This is a genomic window from Streptomyces sp. CNQ085 (assembly GCF_022614595.1).
In the GTDB taxonomy this organism is placed as follows: Bacteria; Actinomycetota; Actinomycetes; order Streptomycetales; family Streptomycetaceae; genus Streptomyces.
The window spans coordinates 3,555-18,863 of the sequence record NZ_JAJFAU010000020.1 but is presented as its reverse complement, the minus strand read 5'-3'; the positions used below and the strand labels follow the sequence as shown (position 1 = coordinate 18,863).

The 15,309-nt window shown below is 72.5% G+C and carries 14 protein-coding genes and 1 pseudogene; 10 read left to right on the top strand and 5 right to left on the bottom strand.

Annotation, left to right across the window (positions count from 1 at the left end; all coding sequences use genetic code 11):
- Positions 1 to 130: 130 nt before the first annotated feature.
- Positions 131 to 418, top strand: coding sequence for a hypothetical protein (locus tag LJ221_RS06215; protein WP_241714515.1), 288 nt, complete (start codon positions 131 to 133; stop codon positions 416 to 418).
- A gap of 50 nt (positions 419 to 468) precedes the next feature.
- Here LJ221_RS06215 and LJ221_RS06210 read toward each other — a convergent pair whose 3' ends face one another.
- Both LJ221_RS06210 and LJ221_RS06205 read right to left on the bottom strand, forming a co-directional pair.
- Positions 469 to 1,170, bottom strand: a complete 702-nt coding sequence (locus tag LJ221_RS06210; protein WP_241714478.1) for a response regulator transcription factor — start codon at positions 1,168 to 1,170, stop codon at positions 469 to 471.
- 349 nt (positions 1,171 to 1,519) lie between these two features.
- The gene (locus LJ221_RS06205) at positions 1,520 to 2,272 is read right to left on the bottom strand and encodes a hypothetical protein (protein WP_241714476.1); all 753 of its coding nucleotides are present in this window, start codon (positions 2,270 to 2,272) and stop codon (positions 1,520 to 1,522) included.
- A gap of 360 nt (positions 2,273 to 2,632) precedes the next feature.
- Here LJ221_RS06205 and LJ221_RS06200 point away from each other — a divergent pair.
- Positions 2,633 to 3,148, top strand: a pseudogene (locus LJ221_RS06200) (polymorphic toxin-type HINT domain-containing protein); the annotation flags it as partial.
- 7 nt (positions 3,149 to 3,155) lie between these two features.
- A complete protein-coding gene (locus tag LJ221_RS06195) occupies positions 3,156 to 3,545 on the top strand; it encodes a hypothetical protein (RefSeq protein ID WP_241714472.1) in 390 nt (129 codons plus the stop codon).
- Between the two features lie 324 nt (positions 3,546 to 3,869).
- On the opposite strand, the gene LJ221_RS06190 is transcribed toward LJ221_RS06195, so the two are convergent.
- Both LJ221_RS06190 and LJ221_RS06185 read right to left on the bottom strand, forming a co-directional pair.
- Positions 3,870 to 5,702, bottom strand: coding sequence for an ABC-F family ATP-binding cassette domain-containing protein (locus LJ221_RS06190; protein ID WP_241714470.1), 1,833 nt, complete (start codon positions 5,700 to 5,702; stop codon positions 3,870 to 3,872).
- A 155-nt stretch (positions 5,703 to 5,857) separates the two neighbouring features.
- Positions 5,858 to 7,465, bottom strand: a complete 1,608-nt coding sequence (locus tag LJ221_RS06185; RefSeq protein WP_241714469.1) for a penicillin-binding transpeptidase domain-containing protein — start codon at positions 7,463 to 7,465, stop codon at positions 5,858 to 5,860.
- Between the two features lie 456 nt (positions 7,466 to 7,921).
- On the opposite strand from LJ221_RS06185, the gene LJ221_RS06180 reads away from it, so the two are divergent.
- Entirely contained in the window at positions 7,922 to 8,161 is a 240-nt protein-coding gene (locus LJ221_RS06180) for a hypothetical protein (RefSeq protein WP_241714468.1), read from the top strand.
- A 369-nt stretch (positions 8,162 to 8,530) separates the two neighbouring features.
- Positions 8,531 to 8,908: a hypothetical protein gene (locus LJ221_RS06175; RefSeq protein WP_241714467.1), complete on the top strand. Its 378-nt coding sequence runs from the start codon at positions 8,531 to 8,533 to the stop codon at positions 8,906 to 8,908.
- Between the two features lie 121 nt (positions 8,909 to 9,029).
- Here the strand turns inward: LJ221_RS06175 and LJ221_RS06170 are convergent, their stop codons facing one another.
- Positions 9,030 to 10,802 (bottom strand): dolichyl-phosphate-mannose--protein mannosyltransferase, encoded by a 1,773-nt coding sequence (locus LJ221_RS06170; RefSeq protein ID WP_241714466.1) that lies wholly within the window; start codon positions 10,800 to 10,802, stop codon positions 9,030 to 9,032.
- Positions 10,803 to 10,896: 94 nt separating this feature from the next.
- On the opposite strand from LJ221_RS06170, the gene rsmI reads away from it, so the two are divergent.
- The 5 genes from rsmI to LJ221_RS06145 all read left to right on the top strand — a co-directional run bounded on the left by rsmI (position 10,897) and on the right by LJ221_RS06145 (position 15,164).
- Complete coding sequence (gene rsmI / locus LJ221_RS06165; RefSeq protein WP_241714465.1) at positions 10,897 to 11,748, top strand: 16S rRNA (cytidine(1402)-2'-O)-methyltransferase; 852 nt, start codon at positions 10,897 to 10,899, stop codon at positions 11,746 to 11,748.
- 124 nt (positions 11,749 to 11,872) lie between these two features.
- Positions 11,873 to 12,136 carry a hypothetical protein gene (locus LJ221_RS06160; protein ID WP_374228389.1) on the top strand — a complete coding sequence of 88 codons (264 nt, stop codon included), beginning with the start codon at positions 11,873 to 11,875 and terminating at the stop codon, positions 12,134 to 12,136.
- 121 nt (positions 12,137 to 12,257) lie between these two features.
- Positions 12,258 to 13,088 (top strand): TatD family hydrolase, encoded by an 831-nt coding sequence (locus LJ221_RS06155; RefSeq protein WP_241714464.1) that lies wholly within the window; start codon positions 12,258 to 12,260, stop codon positions 13,086 to 13,088.
- 196 nt (positions 13,089 to 13,284) lie between these two features.
- Positions 13,285 to 14,187: a 16S rRNA (adenine(1518)-N(6)/adenine(1519)-N(6))-dimethyltransferase RsmA gene (rsmA, locus tag LJ221_RS06150; RefSeq protein WP_241714463.1), complete on the top strand. Its 903-nt coding sequence runs from the start codon at positions 13,285 to 13,287 to the stop codon at positions 14,185 to 14,187.
- Positions 14,184 to 15,164: a 4-(cytidine 5'-diphospho)-2-C-methyl-D-erythritol kinase gene (locus tag LJ221_RS06145; protein WP_241714462.1), complete on the top strand. Its 981-nt coding sequence runs from the start codon at positions 14,184 to 14,186 to the stop codon at positions 15,162 to 15,164. Before rsmA ends, LJ221_RS06145 begins: the two co-directional genes overlap by 4 nt.
- Positions 15,165 to 15,309: the final 145 nt, after the last annotated feature.

The window sequence follows — 15,309 nt, the reverse complement described above, 5'->3', positions numbered from 1 at the left end:
CGGTGCGGGCGGTCCGCACGGCGCCCACGAGTACCGCGGCCCCTCGGGGTCCCGCCCTCCCTCCGATCCCGCCGACCCCGACCCCGGCGCCGGCGATCCGGATCCGGACTGGCGGGAGGAGGAACGCGAGCTGGAGGAGCGGTCGGCCAGCGCCGCCCGGCTGTTCGACATCCGCCGTGTCATCGGCGTGCTGTTCGTGGTCTACGGCCTCATGGTCACCGTCGCCGGGTTCTTCACCTCCGACGCCGACCTGGCCAAGGCCCAGGACATCAACATCAACCTCTGGGCCGGACTGTCGATGCTGGTGCTGGGGCTGCTGTTCCTGCTCTGGCTGCGGCTGAGCCCGACGGTTCCGCCGCCGTCGCGGCGGGAGGCGGAAGGCGGCGGCCCCGGGGCCGCACCGACCGCGGAGAGCTGAACGGCGCCGTACGGGCCGGGGCCCGGCGGGTACGGAGCGGGGTCGGCGCGTCAGCCCGGCCCCGTACCCCGGTCCGCACCACCGTGCTCGTTGGCCGCCCGGTCCAACAGCCCGGTGCGGGCCGCCAGCGCCGCCGCCTCCAGCCGGGAGCCGACCCCGAGCTTCATCAGCACCCGCTGCACATGGGTACGGGCCGTGCTGGGCGCGATCCCCATGCCCACCGCGATCGCCCGGGTGTCCTCCCCCTCAGCCACCCGCACCAGCACCTCGGCCTCGCGCGGGGTGAGCATCCGCAGCAGCCTGACGCCCTCGTCGTCCGGCTCGGCCCTCGGGTTGAGCAGTTCCGCGAAAGCGCCCCGCAGCAGTTGCGGCGCCACCGCCGCCTCTCCGGCCCTCGCCCTGACCATGCCGCGCTCGACACCCTCGATCCGCTCGTCGTTCCGTATGTAGCCCGACGCCCCCGCCGCGAACGCCGCCGCTATCCCCCGCGGGCTGGGTACCGGGCCCAGCACCACCACGGCGGTCTGCGGCCGCTCCCGCCTGATCCTGGCCACGGGGTCGAACGCACCGGGCTCGGCGGGCGACGCGGTGCCCCACAGGCACACCTCGGGGGCCCTGCTGACCACCAGCTCCGCCGCCCCCGCGGCCGGCGCGGCGGCCGCGAGCACCCGGTGCCCGCGCAACTTCAGCGCCGAGGCGAGCGCCTCGGCGTGCAGACGGTGGTCGTCGACCACCATGAGCCGCACGGTCATCCACACCCCTGTCGTTCCGCCGGCCCCGTGCCGAGGCAGGACCGGGCCGTGCCCCGTACGGCCCTGCGAGCCGCCCGGCTCCGTCTTGCCCACGGAAGCTACACGCTCCCCCGGCATCCCGCGTCCCTTCCGGCAAGAACCGGCGGGAACTCCCGCGGGCCCACGCGAGCGGCCCCGCCCCATCTCTCGGAAGGGCGCGGGGCCGCTCGCGTGTCCGTGGCCCGGCAGTCCGCCGGGTCAGCCGAAGGCCAGGATGTGACCGTGGTTGAGGTCGGTTCGTCGTAGAAGCTGTGCGCCACCAGGAAGAGCCGGTCGTCCTTCCAGTACGGGCGGCCGTTGCCGTTGGCCGTCATGCCGCGCTGTGCCCCCCACCGCTCACCGGGCAGCTCCGCGCAGGAGGTGGCCTTCCACGTCCTGGGGTCGATCGACGTGATCCGGCTCGCCTCACCCGCCGGTGACTGCTCGTAACCCAGCAGCCTGCCCTCCTGCATCGCCAGGGGGCTGGCGTGATGGTGTTGAAACAACCGGCCTGGGTGATGCCCTCGCAGTCGAACATGTGGCTCTTCTCGGGGATGCTGATCTTCGACCGCAGCTTGCCGCCGTCGTCGAGGACCATGACATCGGTGATCTCGTACGCGTCACCGGACATGACACCGACCACCACGGGATCGACCGAGAAGACACGCGTGATCCTGACCCCGTCCGGGGCCTTCCACTCCCAGCCCTTCCCGCCGTCCTCCTCGACCAACTGGAGCGAGTGCTTCCTGCCCAAGTCACACTCGACCTTCGCGACGAGCTGCGGTCCGCCGACGTAGGAGCGGTCCCGGCACTCGGGGTTCTTCTCCGTCTGCCACAGCTTCTCGCCCGTGGTCAGGTCGTAGCCGACTGCGTCCCCGTTCCACGCCGCGGCGGCGGTGTTGCCGCTGACCGCCATCTCGGCGGAGTTGTACTCGGTGGCTCCGTAGTCCGACAGGTCCGGTACGTCCACCTCCCAGGCGAGCTCGAGCCGGCCCTTGCCTTTCTTCCCCGCCTCGGCTCCGCCCTCGCCGGTTCCCTTCCCGGTGCCCTTGTCGCCACGCCCGGCTATGGGTTCCCTCTTCACGACGCGGACCGACCACCCAGCCCCTCAGGCCCCCGTGGGACGGAGCGGATCAGGCGCGGCCCGCCACGTCTCGACTTACGGGCACCGGCGGTTGGAGCGGCACTCCTTCTACCACCCGCCTTCCGTGGGACGGCCGCCGCGCCCGGTCGCCCTCTTCGCGGGTACGTACGGCTCCACGCCGCGGGCCCCGCTCCGGTCACGCTTCCGGCCGGGTCGTAACGGCCGGGCGGCGGAGAGGAGCGCGGACGTCACTCGGCGGGCGACCGGCTCTCGGCCCCGTACCTCCGCAGATCTCCGAGGCGGTAGACCCTGGCGATCCTGGTGGAGGAGATGTCGGAGACCTCTCCCCCGCTCATGTTCGCTTCCGACGGCGATCCGTTCTGGGTGCCCGCCCTGGGCGAATGGGTCGACGCCGCTGACCTGCGGCAGGGTCAGTGGCTGCGGACGAGTGCCGGCGCCCTGGTCCAGATCACCGCGATCAAGCGCTGGACCCAGGACACCACGGTCCACAACCTCACCGTGGCCGACCTGCACACGTACTATGTGCTGGCCGGGCAGAACTCGATTCTCGTCCACAATTCTGGGGAGTGTCCCCTGTGGGTGGTACGCCACGAGACGGCCAGCCAGGTCGCCGGGAATTACACCCAGGGGCAGAAGATCCGGGATCCGGCATCGCAGTGGTATCACGAGATGCTGAGCGATGAAGAACTCCTGGACACGATCAACGATGCCGCAGAGGGAGACGGAATCGCCGTCTCACCCGACGGGAAGATCCTCGGAGGACATCACCACTGGGACGAACTCAAGGCAAGGATCAAGGACGGACGCATCTCCCCGGACACGCAGATCCGCGTCGACGTCTACAACGGAGAATGATGCCCTGATGTCCACAGTCCGCACGACCGACCCCGACTTCCGTGTGTGCCGGATCAGCTTCAACACTCTACTCGAGATTCAGCGAGAGGCAGAGGAACGAGGCTGGGCGACCCGGTGGACTTCTGTGGAGGCCCTCCGCGGCCAGGTCAAGGAGAGAGACGCCTTCCTTCACCCGCTGATGCGCGAGGAGCGGGGAGGAGTCGTGCGTGCCTACCGATGCGCTCTGCTGTTCTCGGCGGCGGGCACCGGAGGCTCCGGCGGAGTCGCCACGGTTGATGTCGCCCCTGAGAAGTTCGAATCGCTGGACCGACTCGATCGGGACACGGCCGTCCGAAGAGCCTTTTCCCGGATCTTCTCCCTTGCCATGGGCGGAACTTCGATGGTCTCCAAGGAGTAGTGTCCCTCCGGCGCCCGAAGGACGATCGGATCGATGATCTCCTGACGGTTCTTTCGGGGAGTATCACCGGACAGGTGGTCTGCGCACCTTCGAAGGTTCTCGGAGTCGCAGCAGTGCGATCGTCAGCGAAATCGAAAATCCTCGCTTGAGGGTTGCGGGCAGAGGGGGCTACCGGATCTGATCCGGTAGCCCCCTCTGCAGGAGACAACGGCGAAACGGCGAGTCGGTTTCCGGCCGCCCGCTCCGCTCTCCGAGGCAGAACGGCCGGCCCTCGTGCCGCAACATCCACCCCGGGTGCCGCGGCGTCCCGATCATCCGCCGCGGTCAGCCCTCCTCGGCCAGTTCCAGCCAGCGCGTCTCCAACTCGTCCCGCTCGCCGGCCAGTTCGCGCAGCTCGGCGTCGAGCCCGGCGACCTTCTCGAAGTCGGTGGCGTGCTCGGCCATCTCGGCGTGCAGCACCGCCTGGCGCTCCTCGATCCGTTCCAGCCTGCGCTCGATGCGCTGCAACTCCTTCTGCGCCGCACGCGAGAGGGCGGCGGGCTTGGCTGAGGACTTGGCGGCGGGCCGGGCCGCCTGCCCCGCCGGGGCCGCGGCCGGGGCGCCGGGTGCGGTGGTCGCCTGCCGCAGCCGCTCGCGTCGCTCCAGGTACTCGTCCAGCCCGCGCGGCAGCATCCGCAGCGTGCCGTCGCCCAGCAGCGCGTGCACCCGGTCCGTGGTCCGCTCGACGAAGTAGCGGTCGTGGGAGATGACCACCAGTGAGCCGGGCCAGCCGTCGAGCAGGTCCTCGAGCTGGGTCAGGGTCTCGATGTCCAGGTCGTTGGTCGGCTCGTCCATGAACAGCACGTTCGGCTCGTCCATCAGCAGCCGCAGCAGCTGGAGCCTGCGGCGCTCGCCGCCGGAGAGGTCCCCGACGGGCGTCCACTGCTTGTCCTTGCCGAAGCCGAAGCGCTCGCACAGCTGGGAGGCGCTCATCTCGCGCCCCTTGCCCAGATCGACGCGCGAGCGCACCCGCTCCACGGCCTCCAGCACACGCCAGGTGGGGTCGAGTTCGGCGACCTCCTGGGAGAGGTAGGCCAGCCGCACCGTCCTGCCGACCTTGATCCGGCCGGCGGCCGGCTGCTTCTCGCCACCGCTGTACGCGGCGTCCGCCAGCGCCCGCAGCAGCGAGGTCTTTCCGGCTCCGTTGACGCCTACCAGACCGATCCGGTCGCCGGGGCCGAGCTGCCAGGTCAGGTGCTTGAGCAGCACCTTCGGCCCGGCCTGCACGGTCACGTCCTCCAGGTCGAAGACGGTCCTGCCCAGCCGGGAGTTCGCGAACTTCATCAGCTCGGCGCTGTCGCGCGGCGGCGGCACGTCGGCGATCAGCTCGTTGGCGGCCTCGACCCGGAAGCGGGGCTTGCTGGTGCGGGCGGGGGCGCCGCGCCGCAGCCAGGCCAGCTCCTTGCGGACCAGGTTCTGCCGCTTGGCCTCCTCGGTGGCCGCGATGCGCTCGCGCTCGGCGCGGGCGAAGACGTAGTCGCTGTATCCGCCCTCGTACTCGTGGACGGTGCCGCGCTGCACGTCCCACATCCGCGTGCACACCTGGTCCAGGAACCAGCGGTCGTGGGTGACGCAGACCAGCGCCGAGCGCCGGGCGCGCAGGTGCCCGGCGAGCCAGGCGATGCCCTCGACGTCGAGGTGGTTGGTGGGCTCGTCCAGCACGATCAGGTCCTGCTCGGCGATGAGCAGCTTCGCCAGCGCGATGCGCCGCCGCTCGCCGCCGGACAGCGGGCCGATGACGGTGTCCAGACCCTGCGGGAAGCCGGGCATGTCCAGGCCGCCGAAGAGCCCGGTGAGGATGTCGCGGACACGGGCGTTCCCGGCCCACTCGTGGTCGGCCATGTCGCCGATGACCTCGTGCCGGACGGTGGCGGCCGGGTCGAGCGAGTCGTGCTGGGTGAGCACCCCCAGCCGCAGCCCGCCGGAGTGGGTGACCCGGCCGTCGTCGGCGGGCTCCAGCTTCGCCAGGATGCGCACGAGGGTGGTCTTGCCGTCGCCGTTGCGCCCGACGACGCCGATCCGGTCCCCCTCGCTGACGCCGAGGGAGACGCCGTCCAGCAGCGCACGGGTGCCGTACACCTTGCCGACGGCTTCCAGATTGACGAGGTTCGTGGCCATGGGGCTCCCGCTGCCCGGCGCGCCGGGCTGGTGTGGTATTCGGGTGGGCTGGTCAGCCTCTCAGCCTAGTCGCCGCCCCAGTGCCCGCGCCCATGCCCGCCCCCCGCCGCCGCACCGCCCGCCACGGGCCGTACGGAGTGCCGGACGTCCCGGGGTCAGCCGACGGAGTCGAGCACCTGGCGGACGACCGGGCCCGCGTTCTCGCCGCCGTGGCCGGAGGAGAGGACGACCGCCGCGGCGGCCACGTCGCCCCGGTAGGCGGTGAACCAGGCGTTGGGCTTCTCCTGGCCCTCGACCTCGGCCGAACCGGTCTTCGCGCCGATGTCGCCGCCGGCTCCGGCCATCGCCTCGGCCGCCGAGCCGCTGGTGGCCGTCAGCCGCATCAGCGAGCGCAGTTCCCGCGAGACGGCCGGGGAGAGGGTACGCGGGGCCTTGGCCAGGCTGCGGCCGTCCACCTCGGGCGAGACGATGTACGGCTGGTGGAAGGCGCCGCTTTTCACCGTCGCCGACACCGAGGCCATGATCAGCGGGTTCGCCCTGACCCCGCCCTGCCCGATCAGCGAGGCGGCCATCGGCGCGTCGGACTGCACGGGCACGGAGCCGTCGAAGGTGGTGGTGCCGACCTGCCAGTTCAGCCCGATGCCGAAGACGTCACGGGCCTGCTCGGTGAGGTCGTCGTCCGACAGCTTCCCGGCCTGGCTGATGAAGGCGGTGTTGCAGGAGGCGGCGAAGGACTGCGCGAAGGTGCCGCCGTTGATCTCGAACTTGTCGAGGTTGTGGAAGGGCCAGCCGCCGTACTCGAAGTACTTCGGGCAGGGGTGCTGCTTCGCGCTGGAGGCCAGGCCCTTCTCGATGAGCATCGACGCGGTGACGATCTTCATCGTGGAGCCGGGGGCGAGGGAGCCCTTGAAGGCGGTGTTGAAGCCCTGTGCCGGGGTGTTGGCGAACGCCAGGATCTCGCCGGTGCTGGCCTTCAGGGCGACGACGGAGGCCTTGGGCCTGCCCGCGACGGCCCGGACGGCGGCCTTCTGCATCCTGGCGTCCAGCGTGGTCCTCAGCTCGCCCGGAGTGCCCTCGTCGAGCTGCTCGAGCGTCTTGACCCCCTTGCCGGCGGCGTCGACGATCCGGGCCTGGAGACCGGGCTTTCCGCCGGTCCTGTCGCCGAAGCGCTTTCGCAGGTCGGCCAGGGTCGCGGCCAGTTCGGGATACTCCTCGGCCGTCAGCTCGGCGCCGTCGCGGTCCAGGGCCCTGATGGGCGGAGTCCCGGCCTCGGCGGTCTCCAGCCGCTGCCCGCCGGTGAGCGCGGGGTGGACGACGGACGCCTCCCAGTCGACGACGGGCTCGCCGCTCCCTTCGTCGCGTACGACCGTCAGCTCCGACTCGTACGTCCAGGAGGCGGGCCCGTCCTCATCGTCGTACTCCACCTCGGCCGTCACGGTGAACGGGACGTCGGCGCCCGCGGCGGCGCCCGGCTCCAGACGCAGGTCCGAGGCCCGGAGGTCCTTCCGGAAACCGGCCAGGGCCTCGGTGGCGGCGGCCTCGTCGTCGGTCAGCGCGGCGGCCTCGCCGGCCTCCCCCTCCTGCCATGCCTTCAGGAACCTCCCGGCGGTCTCGCGGACCTCCTCCGCCGAGGGCGGGCCCGTACCGGCCGACGGTTCACCGGCCCTGCCGCCGCCGACCAGGGTGTGCGCCCCGAACCCGGCGGCTCCGACCACGGCGATGAAGACCGCTCCGATCACCGCCGCCTTCCGACCGTCACGCATGAGTCTCCCGAATCTCCGCCCCTGCCCCGGACCGGCACCACCGGGGCCTGTGCGAAGAACCCTAGGGCACGCGGACGACACGGGCCGGGGCCAGGTGTCCGGGTCGGAGTACGACGGGCTCCGGGAAGAAGCGGCGGGCTTTCCCCACACCACGGGAATAATTAATATGCTTTTCCTAAGATAAACACCGAAGGAATTACTTCAATTGCCCGTCCATGGGCCCGACGCCGCTCCGGTCACTCTTACGGAAGCACGACCAACAACCCCTGTCTTCGTTGTCACTGCGAAACAGAAGGCCGACCCTCCTTCCGGCAATTAACGTCACGGGCCCGCGGCACGATCCGCGCGAAAAATATTCGCGGCACGCGGCAAAGGTTGCACCGCACCGGGCTCGCCAGTTCCTACTATTAAGCACGCAAGCCCGTGAAGCGGCTTCGTACATTGGAGGTACATGCCATGAAGATGAAGCGGACCGCCGCCGCCGCACTTTCCGCCGCCGCCCTGGTGATCAGCGGGGCCGGCGTTTCTCACGCCGGGGAGGGCGCCAAGTTCAGGAACGACGTGCGGATCCTTCCCTGCGTCAACCTGGAGCTGGCGAACGCCCCGATCGCGTCGGCGGACACCAACAACCTCGACTGCTCCATCACCCACGTGGAGTCGACCAAGGTCTCCGCCTACGACTCCTTCAGGGACTGAACGGGATCGCCGGACCCCTGGCGACACCCCTGAAAGGCCGCCCCGGCACTCCGGGGCGGCCTTTCAGCTTTGCGTGACACACTCGCGGAATGCAGCCGACAAAACACCCACTTGGCGCAGTAGCAGCGCATAAGTCCAGGTAGAGACCCGGAAGCCTGCGGCCCGGGGCGACTTTCCACGGGACACGCAGAAACACGTAGGCACGCGATCGGGGATTCATTGGGTTAATGTCGCCGACGTGGGGGCAACTCCCGCCTCTCCGGTGAACCGGCCGATCTCCGGCCGCAATCCGGAAACCGGTTATCCGGCCGCTCGGCGGCGGCCGGGGGCACCGGAACCTTCCTTCTCTCGTCAAGGAGACAAGACAGCATGATGCTGAAGAAGACGCTCGTCGTTTCTTTCGCCGCCGCCATGGCCATCGCGGGTGGGGCCGCCAGCGCCCACGCCGGTGAGGCCAAGTTCGAGAACAGCACGCAGATCCTGCCGTGCCCGAACCTGGAGGTCGTCAACCTCCCGATCCTCTCCAGCGACATCAACAACCTCGACTGCTCCCGGAACTCCAAGGAGGAGGTCGAGATCAAGAAGGTCGTGAAGGTCGAGAAGGACTCCGACATCCACGTCGCCCCGAAGCAGGAGCAGACCCAGGGCCAGGGTCAGGGCCAGGGCCAGGAGGCCGAGCAGGGCCAGGGCCAGAAGCAGGAAGGCGAGAACGAGAACAAGAACATGAACGCCGCCAAGAAGCACTGAAGCGGCTGACGCCCAGCGTCGCACCGCCTCGGAACGCCGCCCGCCGGTCTCGCCGGCGGGCGGACGCCGTCCTCCGGTGGTTCCGCACCGGAGTCGCCGCCTCCGCGCCCCGGCCCGGAAGTCAGATCCAGGTGTCCAGCCACATACGTGACTGCCAGGCGTCCTTGGGGATCTGCACCCCGGTGTAGAGCGGGTGGAAGTAGACGAAGTTCCACACGATCAGCAGGACGAGCACGCCCGCGGCCACCGCGCCCGCCGCCCGCCGCCGCTCCGCGCAGCCGGGCGGCCCGAGGACCGCGCCGATCGCCATCGCCAGCGCCAGGCACAGGAACGGCACGAAGACGACCGCGTAGAAGTAGAAGATCGTGCGCTCCTGGTACAGGAACCAGGGCAGCCAGCCGGCAGCCACCCCGCACAGGATCGCCCCCGCGCGCCAGTCGCGCCGCAGCACCCAGCGGTACAGGCAGTACAGCAGCGCGAAGCAGGCCGCCCACCACAGCAGCGGGGTGCCCAGCGCGAGCACCTCGCGGGCGCAGCCGCCCTCCGCCGCGCAGCCGTTCTCGCCCCTGTCGGAGGACTCGTAGAAGTACGACACCGGGCGGGCGGTCACCAGCCAGCTCCAGGGGTGGGACTGGTAGGTGTGCTCGGAGGTCAGCCCCACATGGAAGCTGTAGACCTCGCTCTCGTAGTGCCACAGGCTGCGCAGCGGAGCCGGGACCCAGGTCATGTCGAACTGGGGAAGGGGCAGCTTCAGACCGGTGAAGGGGACGGGCAGCGACTCCGGCGACAGCCCCCGGCGGCCCTCCGCCCAGGTGCGGAAGTAGCCGTCCCGGCCGGCGAACCAGCCGGCCCAGGAGGCCACGTAGACGGCGACCGCCACCGGCACCAGGGAGAGGAAGGCGGGGGCCGCGTCCCGGCGCAGCACCGACAGGTGGGGGCGCCGGGCCCCGGCGGTGCGCCGGGAGGCGGCGTCCCACAGAATCGTCAGGATCCCGAAGGCGGCCAGGACGTACAGGCCGCTCCACTTGGTCGCGCAGGCCAGTCCCAGGCAGACCCCGGCGGCCAGCCGCCAGGGGCGCGCGCCCAGGACCAGCCGGTCGCCGGTGTCCGCGTCGGGCCGTCCGTCCGGCGGCAGGGCCGCGGCGAGCCGGGTGCGTACGCGGTCACGGTCGATCAGCAGGCATCCGAAGGCCGCCAGCACGAAGAACATCAGCACCAGGTCGAGCAGCGCGGTGCGGCTCATCACCAGGTGCAGGCCGTCCACGGCCAGCAGCAGTCCCGCCAGGCAGCCCAGGGCGGTGGAGCGCAGCAGCCGCCGTCCGATCCGGCAGACCATCAGCACCGACAGCGTGCCGAGCACCGCCATCATGAAGCGCCAGCCGAACGGCGTCAGGCCGAACGCCGCCTCACCCAGAGCGATGATCCACTTGCCCACGGGCGGGTGCACCACGTACGCGGCGGCCTCGCTCAGCGGGGCCGCCGCGGGGTCGCCGAGGATCGTGTCGTTGGCCCCCTCGGGCCAGGTGCCCTCGTAGCCGAGCCGGTACAGGGCCCAGGCGTCCTTGGCGTAGTAGGTCTCGTCGAATATCACCGCGTGCGGCGAGCCGAGGTTCCAGAAGCGCAGGAGGCCGGCGAGGAGCGCGACGAGGACCGGGCCGCCCCACGCCGACAGGCGGCCCAGCAGCCTCGCGTCGTCCGCGTCCAGCCCGAACAGCCCCCACACCCGGCCGCTGCCGGGTTCCGGGTACGGCGGCACCAGCCGCTCCCTCGCGCCTGCCCGGGGCGGCGGGGCGTATCCGTAGCGCCGCAGCCGCCCGCGCCACGCCGGGGTCCGCTCCCCGGTGGGCTCCTCGTGCCGGGCCTGAGTCGCGGTGTCACTGGTCACGCGGGCCATCGTAGGGAACGGCCCTCCCGCGCGGCGCCGCGCACCGGGGGCCGGGAGGCGCCGTGCCGGCCTTGGCCCCCGCCGGAGCTGCGAGGATGGCGGGGTGAGCGGAACACTCGTACTGGCAGGCACACCCATCGGCGACACCGCCGACGCACCTCCCCGGCTCGCGGCCGAGCTGGAGGGGGCCGACATCGTCGCCGCCGAGGACACCCGACGACTTCGGCGCCTCACCCAGGCGCTGGGGGTGCGGATCTCCGGCCGGGTGGTGTCGTACTTCGAGGGCAATGAGGCCGCGCGGACACCGGAGCTGGCCGACGCGCTGTCGGAGGGCTCCCGGGTGCTGCTGGTCACGGACGCGGGGATGCCGTCGGTCTCCGACCCCGGCTACCGGCTGGTGGCCGCCGCCGTCGAGCGCGGGATCAGGGTCACGGCCGTGCCCGGGCCTTCCGCCGTGCTGACCGCGCTGGCACTGTCGGGGCTGCCGGTGGACCGGTTCTGCTTCGAGGGCTTCCCGCCGCGCAAGACCGGCGAGCGGCTGGCGCGGCTGCGCGAGGCCGCCGGGGAGCGCCGCACGCTGGTCTACTTCGAGGCCCCCCACCGGCTTGCCGCCGCGCTGGCCGCCATGGCCGAGGCCTTCGGGGCCGACCGCCGGGCCGCGGTGTGCCGGGAGCTGACCAAGACCTACGAGGAGGTGCGGCGCGGCACGCTGGGCGAGCTGGCCGCCTGGGCGGAGGAGGGCGTTCGGGGCGAGATCACCGTTGTGGTCGAGGGCGCGCCCGCCGAGACGCCCGGCGCGGTGGACGCCGCCGAGCTGGTGCGCCGGGTGGCGGTGCGCGAGGCCGCCGGGGAGCGCCGCAAGGAGGCCATCGCGGAGGTGGCGCGGGAGGCGGGGCTGCCCAAGCGGGAGGTGTTCGACGCAGTGGTCGCGGCGAAGAACGCGGGAGCGGGCTGAGGGGCCGGCGGTGGGGGGCACCGCGGGGGAGAAAGAGGCGGAAGTGGACGAATACCGACGGACACGTGCTTTTCCGGGCGGGAAGGAGTCCACTGGTAGCAAGGAGCACCAGGAGGAGGATCCCATGGACCCCAGGGACGCGACCGCCCGCGAGGAGTACTCCTTCGCCTGCCTGCGCTGCGGCCACGGCTGGGAGCGGGCCTATGAGATACGGCACCACACCGATCGCGACGGGAGGCCCTTCGTCACCTGCCACGATCCGGCGGACGGCGGGCAGGTACCGTCTCCGCTGACGCGCCCGGTCTGCCCGAACTGCGAGTCGCACGTGGTGCGGATCATGCGGGCGGGGCGGGTGTACGAGGCGGAGCAGGCCCTGCCGCGGAGGTGACGCGGGACGCCCGGCCGGGGACACCTGTCCGGGCGGGTGCCCCCCTTGGCCCCGCTGGCCCGGTGGCGAGGCGGGCCGGCGCCGGGCCGGCCCCGACCGACGCGGCACTAGGATCGCGGGCATGGAGAAGTCCGCGCAGCCCGCACCGCCGCCCGTACCGCTGAACGTGCCGGTCGCCGACTCGCACACCCACATCGACATGCAGGACGCCACGGTCGCGCGGACCGTCGCCGCGGCCGCCGAGGTCGGCGTGACGACCCTGGTGCAGGTCGGCTGCGACCTGGAGCGGTCACGCTGGTCGGCGCGGGTCGCCGCCGAGCACGACACGGTGTGGGCCGCCGTCGCCCTGCACCCCAACGAGGCGCCGCGGCTGGAGCGGGAGGGGGGCCGGAAGGCGCTGGACGCCGCCCTGGAGGAGATCGCCGAGCTGGCCTCGCGGCCGGAGGTGCTGGCCGTCGGCGAGAGCGGCCTGGACCACTTCCGCACGGGCGAGGAGGGGCGGGAGGCCCAGCGGTACTCCTTCCGCCGCCACATCGAGACCGCCAAGCTGCTGGGCAAGGCCCTGGTGATCCACGACCGGGACGCCCACGAGGACGTGCTGCGCGTCCTGGAGGAGGAGGGCGCACCCGAGCGGACGGTCTTCCACTGCTTCTCCGGCGACGCCGCGATGGCCGAGGTGTGCGCCGCGAACGGCTGGTTCATGTCCTTCGCCGGCAACGTCACCTTCAAGAACGCGCGGTCGCTGCGCGAGACGCTGGACGCCGCCCCTCCGGAGCTGCTGCTGGTCGAGACCGACGCGCCGTTCCTCACCCCCGCCCCGTACCGCGGGCGCCCCAACGCGCCGTACATGATCCCCTACACGCTGCGCGCGATGGCCGGGGTCAAGGGGCTGGACGAGGACGCGCTCGCGGAACACGTCGCCGCCAACACGGCCCGCGCGTTCGGCTACTGACGGGCGCGCGGCGGCGGGTGCGCGCGGTACGGCGACCCGCCTCTCGCGACGTCGGGTAGCCGTACGACTCGGTAGAGCGACGGACGCTCCGCTGGGGCCCCGCCCCGTGGCTGCCCCGGCGGCCCACCGGCGGCCGGGCCGCGCGGGAGCGGAAGGGCGCGAGCCCCTGGCCGGTGTGCGGCCGTAAACTGCACCGGTGAGCTCAGCCCCTTCACCCTCCTTCGGCGCCGACACCGGCACCGGTTCCGGCGCCCTCCTCGGCCCCGCCGACGTCCGCGAGCTGGCCGCCGCGCTGGGGGTGCGCCCCACCAAGCAGCGCGGCCAGAACTTCGTCATCGACGCCAACACCGTCCGCCGGATCGTGCGGACCGCGCGGGTGACGCCCGAGGACGTGGTGGTCGAGGTCGGCCCGGGGCTGGGGTCGCTGACACTGGCGCTGCTCCAGGAGGCCGCCTGGGTGACGGCGGTGGAGATCGACGACCTGCTGGCGGCGGCGCTGCCCGCGACCGTCTCCGCCCGGCTGCCCGGCCGGGCGGACCACTTCGCGCTCGTCCACCACGACGCGATGCGCGTCGCCGAACTGCCGGGCCCCGAGCCCACCGCACTGGTCGCCAACCTCCCCTACAACGTCGCCGTGCCCGTCCTGCTGCACATGCTGGCGACGTTCCCCTCCCTTCGGCACGGTCTGGTGATGGTCCAGGCCGAGGTCGCCGACCGGCTCGCGGCCGAGCCGGGCTCCAAGGTCTACGGGGTGCCGTCGGTGAAGGCCGCCTGGTACGCGGAGGTGCGGCGGGCCGGGGCCATCGGGCGCAACGTCTTCTGGCCCGCGCCCAACGTGGACTCCGGGCTGGTTTCGCTGACCCGGCGCGAGCCGCCGCGCACCGGTGCCGCCAGGCGGGAGGTCTTCGCCGTGGTGGACGCCGCCTTCGCCCAGCGCCGCAAGACGCTGCGCGCGGCGCTGGCGGGCTGGGCCGGCTCGGCCGCGGAGGCCGAGGCGGTGCTGACGGCCGCGGGGATCGACCCCCGTTCCCGGGGAGAGTCACTGACGATCGAGGACTTCGCGGCCATCGCGGAGCGGAAGGGCGCCACCAGCTCATGAGCACCGCACAGAGAGCCGGCACGGGCACCGCCCGTGCCGCCGCGCCGGTCACCGTACGCGTACCCGCCAAGGTCAACGCGCAGCTCGCGGTGGGCGGACTGCGGCCGGACGGCTTCCACGACCTGGCCAACGTCTTCCTGGCCGTCGGCCTGTACGACGAGGTCACCGCCACCGCCGCGGCGCCCGGCGAGGGCCCGCGCGTGACCTGCTCGGGCCCGGACACCGACCAGGTGCCGCTGGACCGCACCAACCTGGCCGTCCGCGCCGCCGACGCGCTCGCCGCGCGATACGGCATCGCGCCGGACGTCCATCTGCACATCGGCAAGGAGATCCCCGTGGCCGGCGGCATGGCCGGCGGCAGCGCGGACGCGGCGGGGGCGCTGCTGGCCTGCGACACGCTGTGGGGCACGGGCGCCTCGCGCGAGGAACTGCTGGAGATCTGCGCCGGACTGGGCTCGGATGTGCCCTTCTCCCTGGTAGGCGGCGCGGCGCTGGGCCGGGGCCGGGGAGAGCTGCTGACGCCGCTGGAGGTGGGCGGCACCTTCCACTGGGTGTTCGCCGTCGCCGTCGGCGGGCTGTCCACCCCGGCCGTCTACCGGGAGTGCGACCGGCTGCGCGAGGCGCGCGGCGGCGGCGCGGGCGCCGACGCCGTACCCGTGCCCGAGGCGTCCCCCGCGCTGCTGGCCGCGCTGCGCGCCGGGGACGCCGCCGCGCTGGCCGGGCACCTGTCCAACGACCTCCAGCCCGCCGCCGTCTCCCTGCTGCCGTCCCTGGACGACACCCTGGCGGTGGGCACCCGGGCGGGCGCGTCGGCCGCCCTGGTATCCGGCTCCGGACCGACCTGCGCCTTCCTGGCCGAGGACGCCGCGGCGGCCTCGGCCATCGCCTTCGCCCTGCGCGCCTCCGGCGTCTGCCGCACCGCCCACACGGCCACGAGCCCCGCGCCGGGCGCCACGGTGGTCCGCCCGGCGGGCTGAGTACCGCTCCGGCCGGGGAGCCTCCGAACCCATCGCCCCGCCTTCCGTCTCGCCGCCCAGCACGTCCGCCAGGAGCCGCGGGTCCTCGCGGAGTCTGGCCAGCGCCCGCGACACCGCGCTCTTGACCGTGCCGACCGAGACCCCG

Bases quoted from the DNA above. Each gene is read 5' to 3' on its own strand.
- LJ221_RS06175 (WP_241714467.1), top strand. From the start codon at position 8,531: ATGATGCTGAAGAAGACGCTCGTCGTTTCTTTCGCCGCCGCCATGGCC.
- LJ221_RS06190 (WP_241714470.1), bottom strand. From the start codon at position 5,702: ATGGCCACGAACCTCGTCAATCTGGAAGCCGTCGGCAAGGTGTACGGC.
- LJ221_RS06170 (WP_241714466.1), bottom strand. From the start codon at position 10,802: ATGGCCCGCGTGACCAGTGACACCGCGACTCAGGCCCGGCACGAGGAG.
- LJ221_RS06160 (WP_374228389.1), top strand. From the start codon at position 11,873: ATGGACCCCAGGGACGCGACCGCCCGCGAGGAGTACTCCTTCGCCTGC.
- LJ221_RS06195 (WP_241714472.1), top strand. From the start codon at position 3,156: ATGTCCACAGTCCGCACGACCGACCCCGACTTCCGTGTGTGCCGGATC.
- LJ221_RS06180 (WP_241714468.1), top strand. From the start codon at position 7,922: ATGAAGATGAAGCGGACCGCCGCCGCCGCACTTTCCGCCGCCGCCCTG.
- LJ221_RS06155 (WP_241714464.1), top strand. From the start codon at position 12,258: ATGGAGAAGTCCGCGCAGCCCGCACCGCCGCCCGTACCGCTGAACGTG.
- LJ221_RS06185 (WP_241714469.1), bottom strand. From the start codon at position 7,465: ATGCGTGACGGTCGGAAGGCGGCGGTGATCGGAGCGGTCTTCATCGCC.
- LJ221_RS06210 (WP_241714478.1), bottom strand. From the start codon at position 1,170: ATGACCGTGCGGCTCATGGTGGTCGACGACCACCGTCTGCACGCCGAG.
- LJ221_RS06145 (WP_241714462.1), top strand. From the start codon at position 14,184: ATGAGCACCGCACAGAGAGCCGGCACGGGCACCGCCCGTGCCGCCGCG.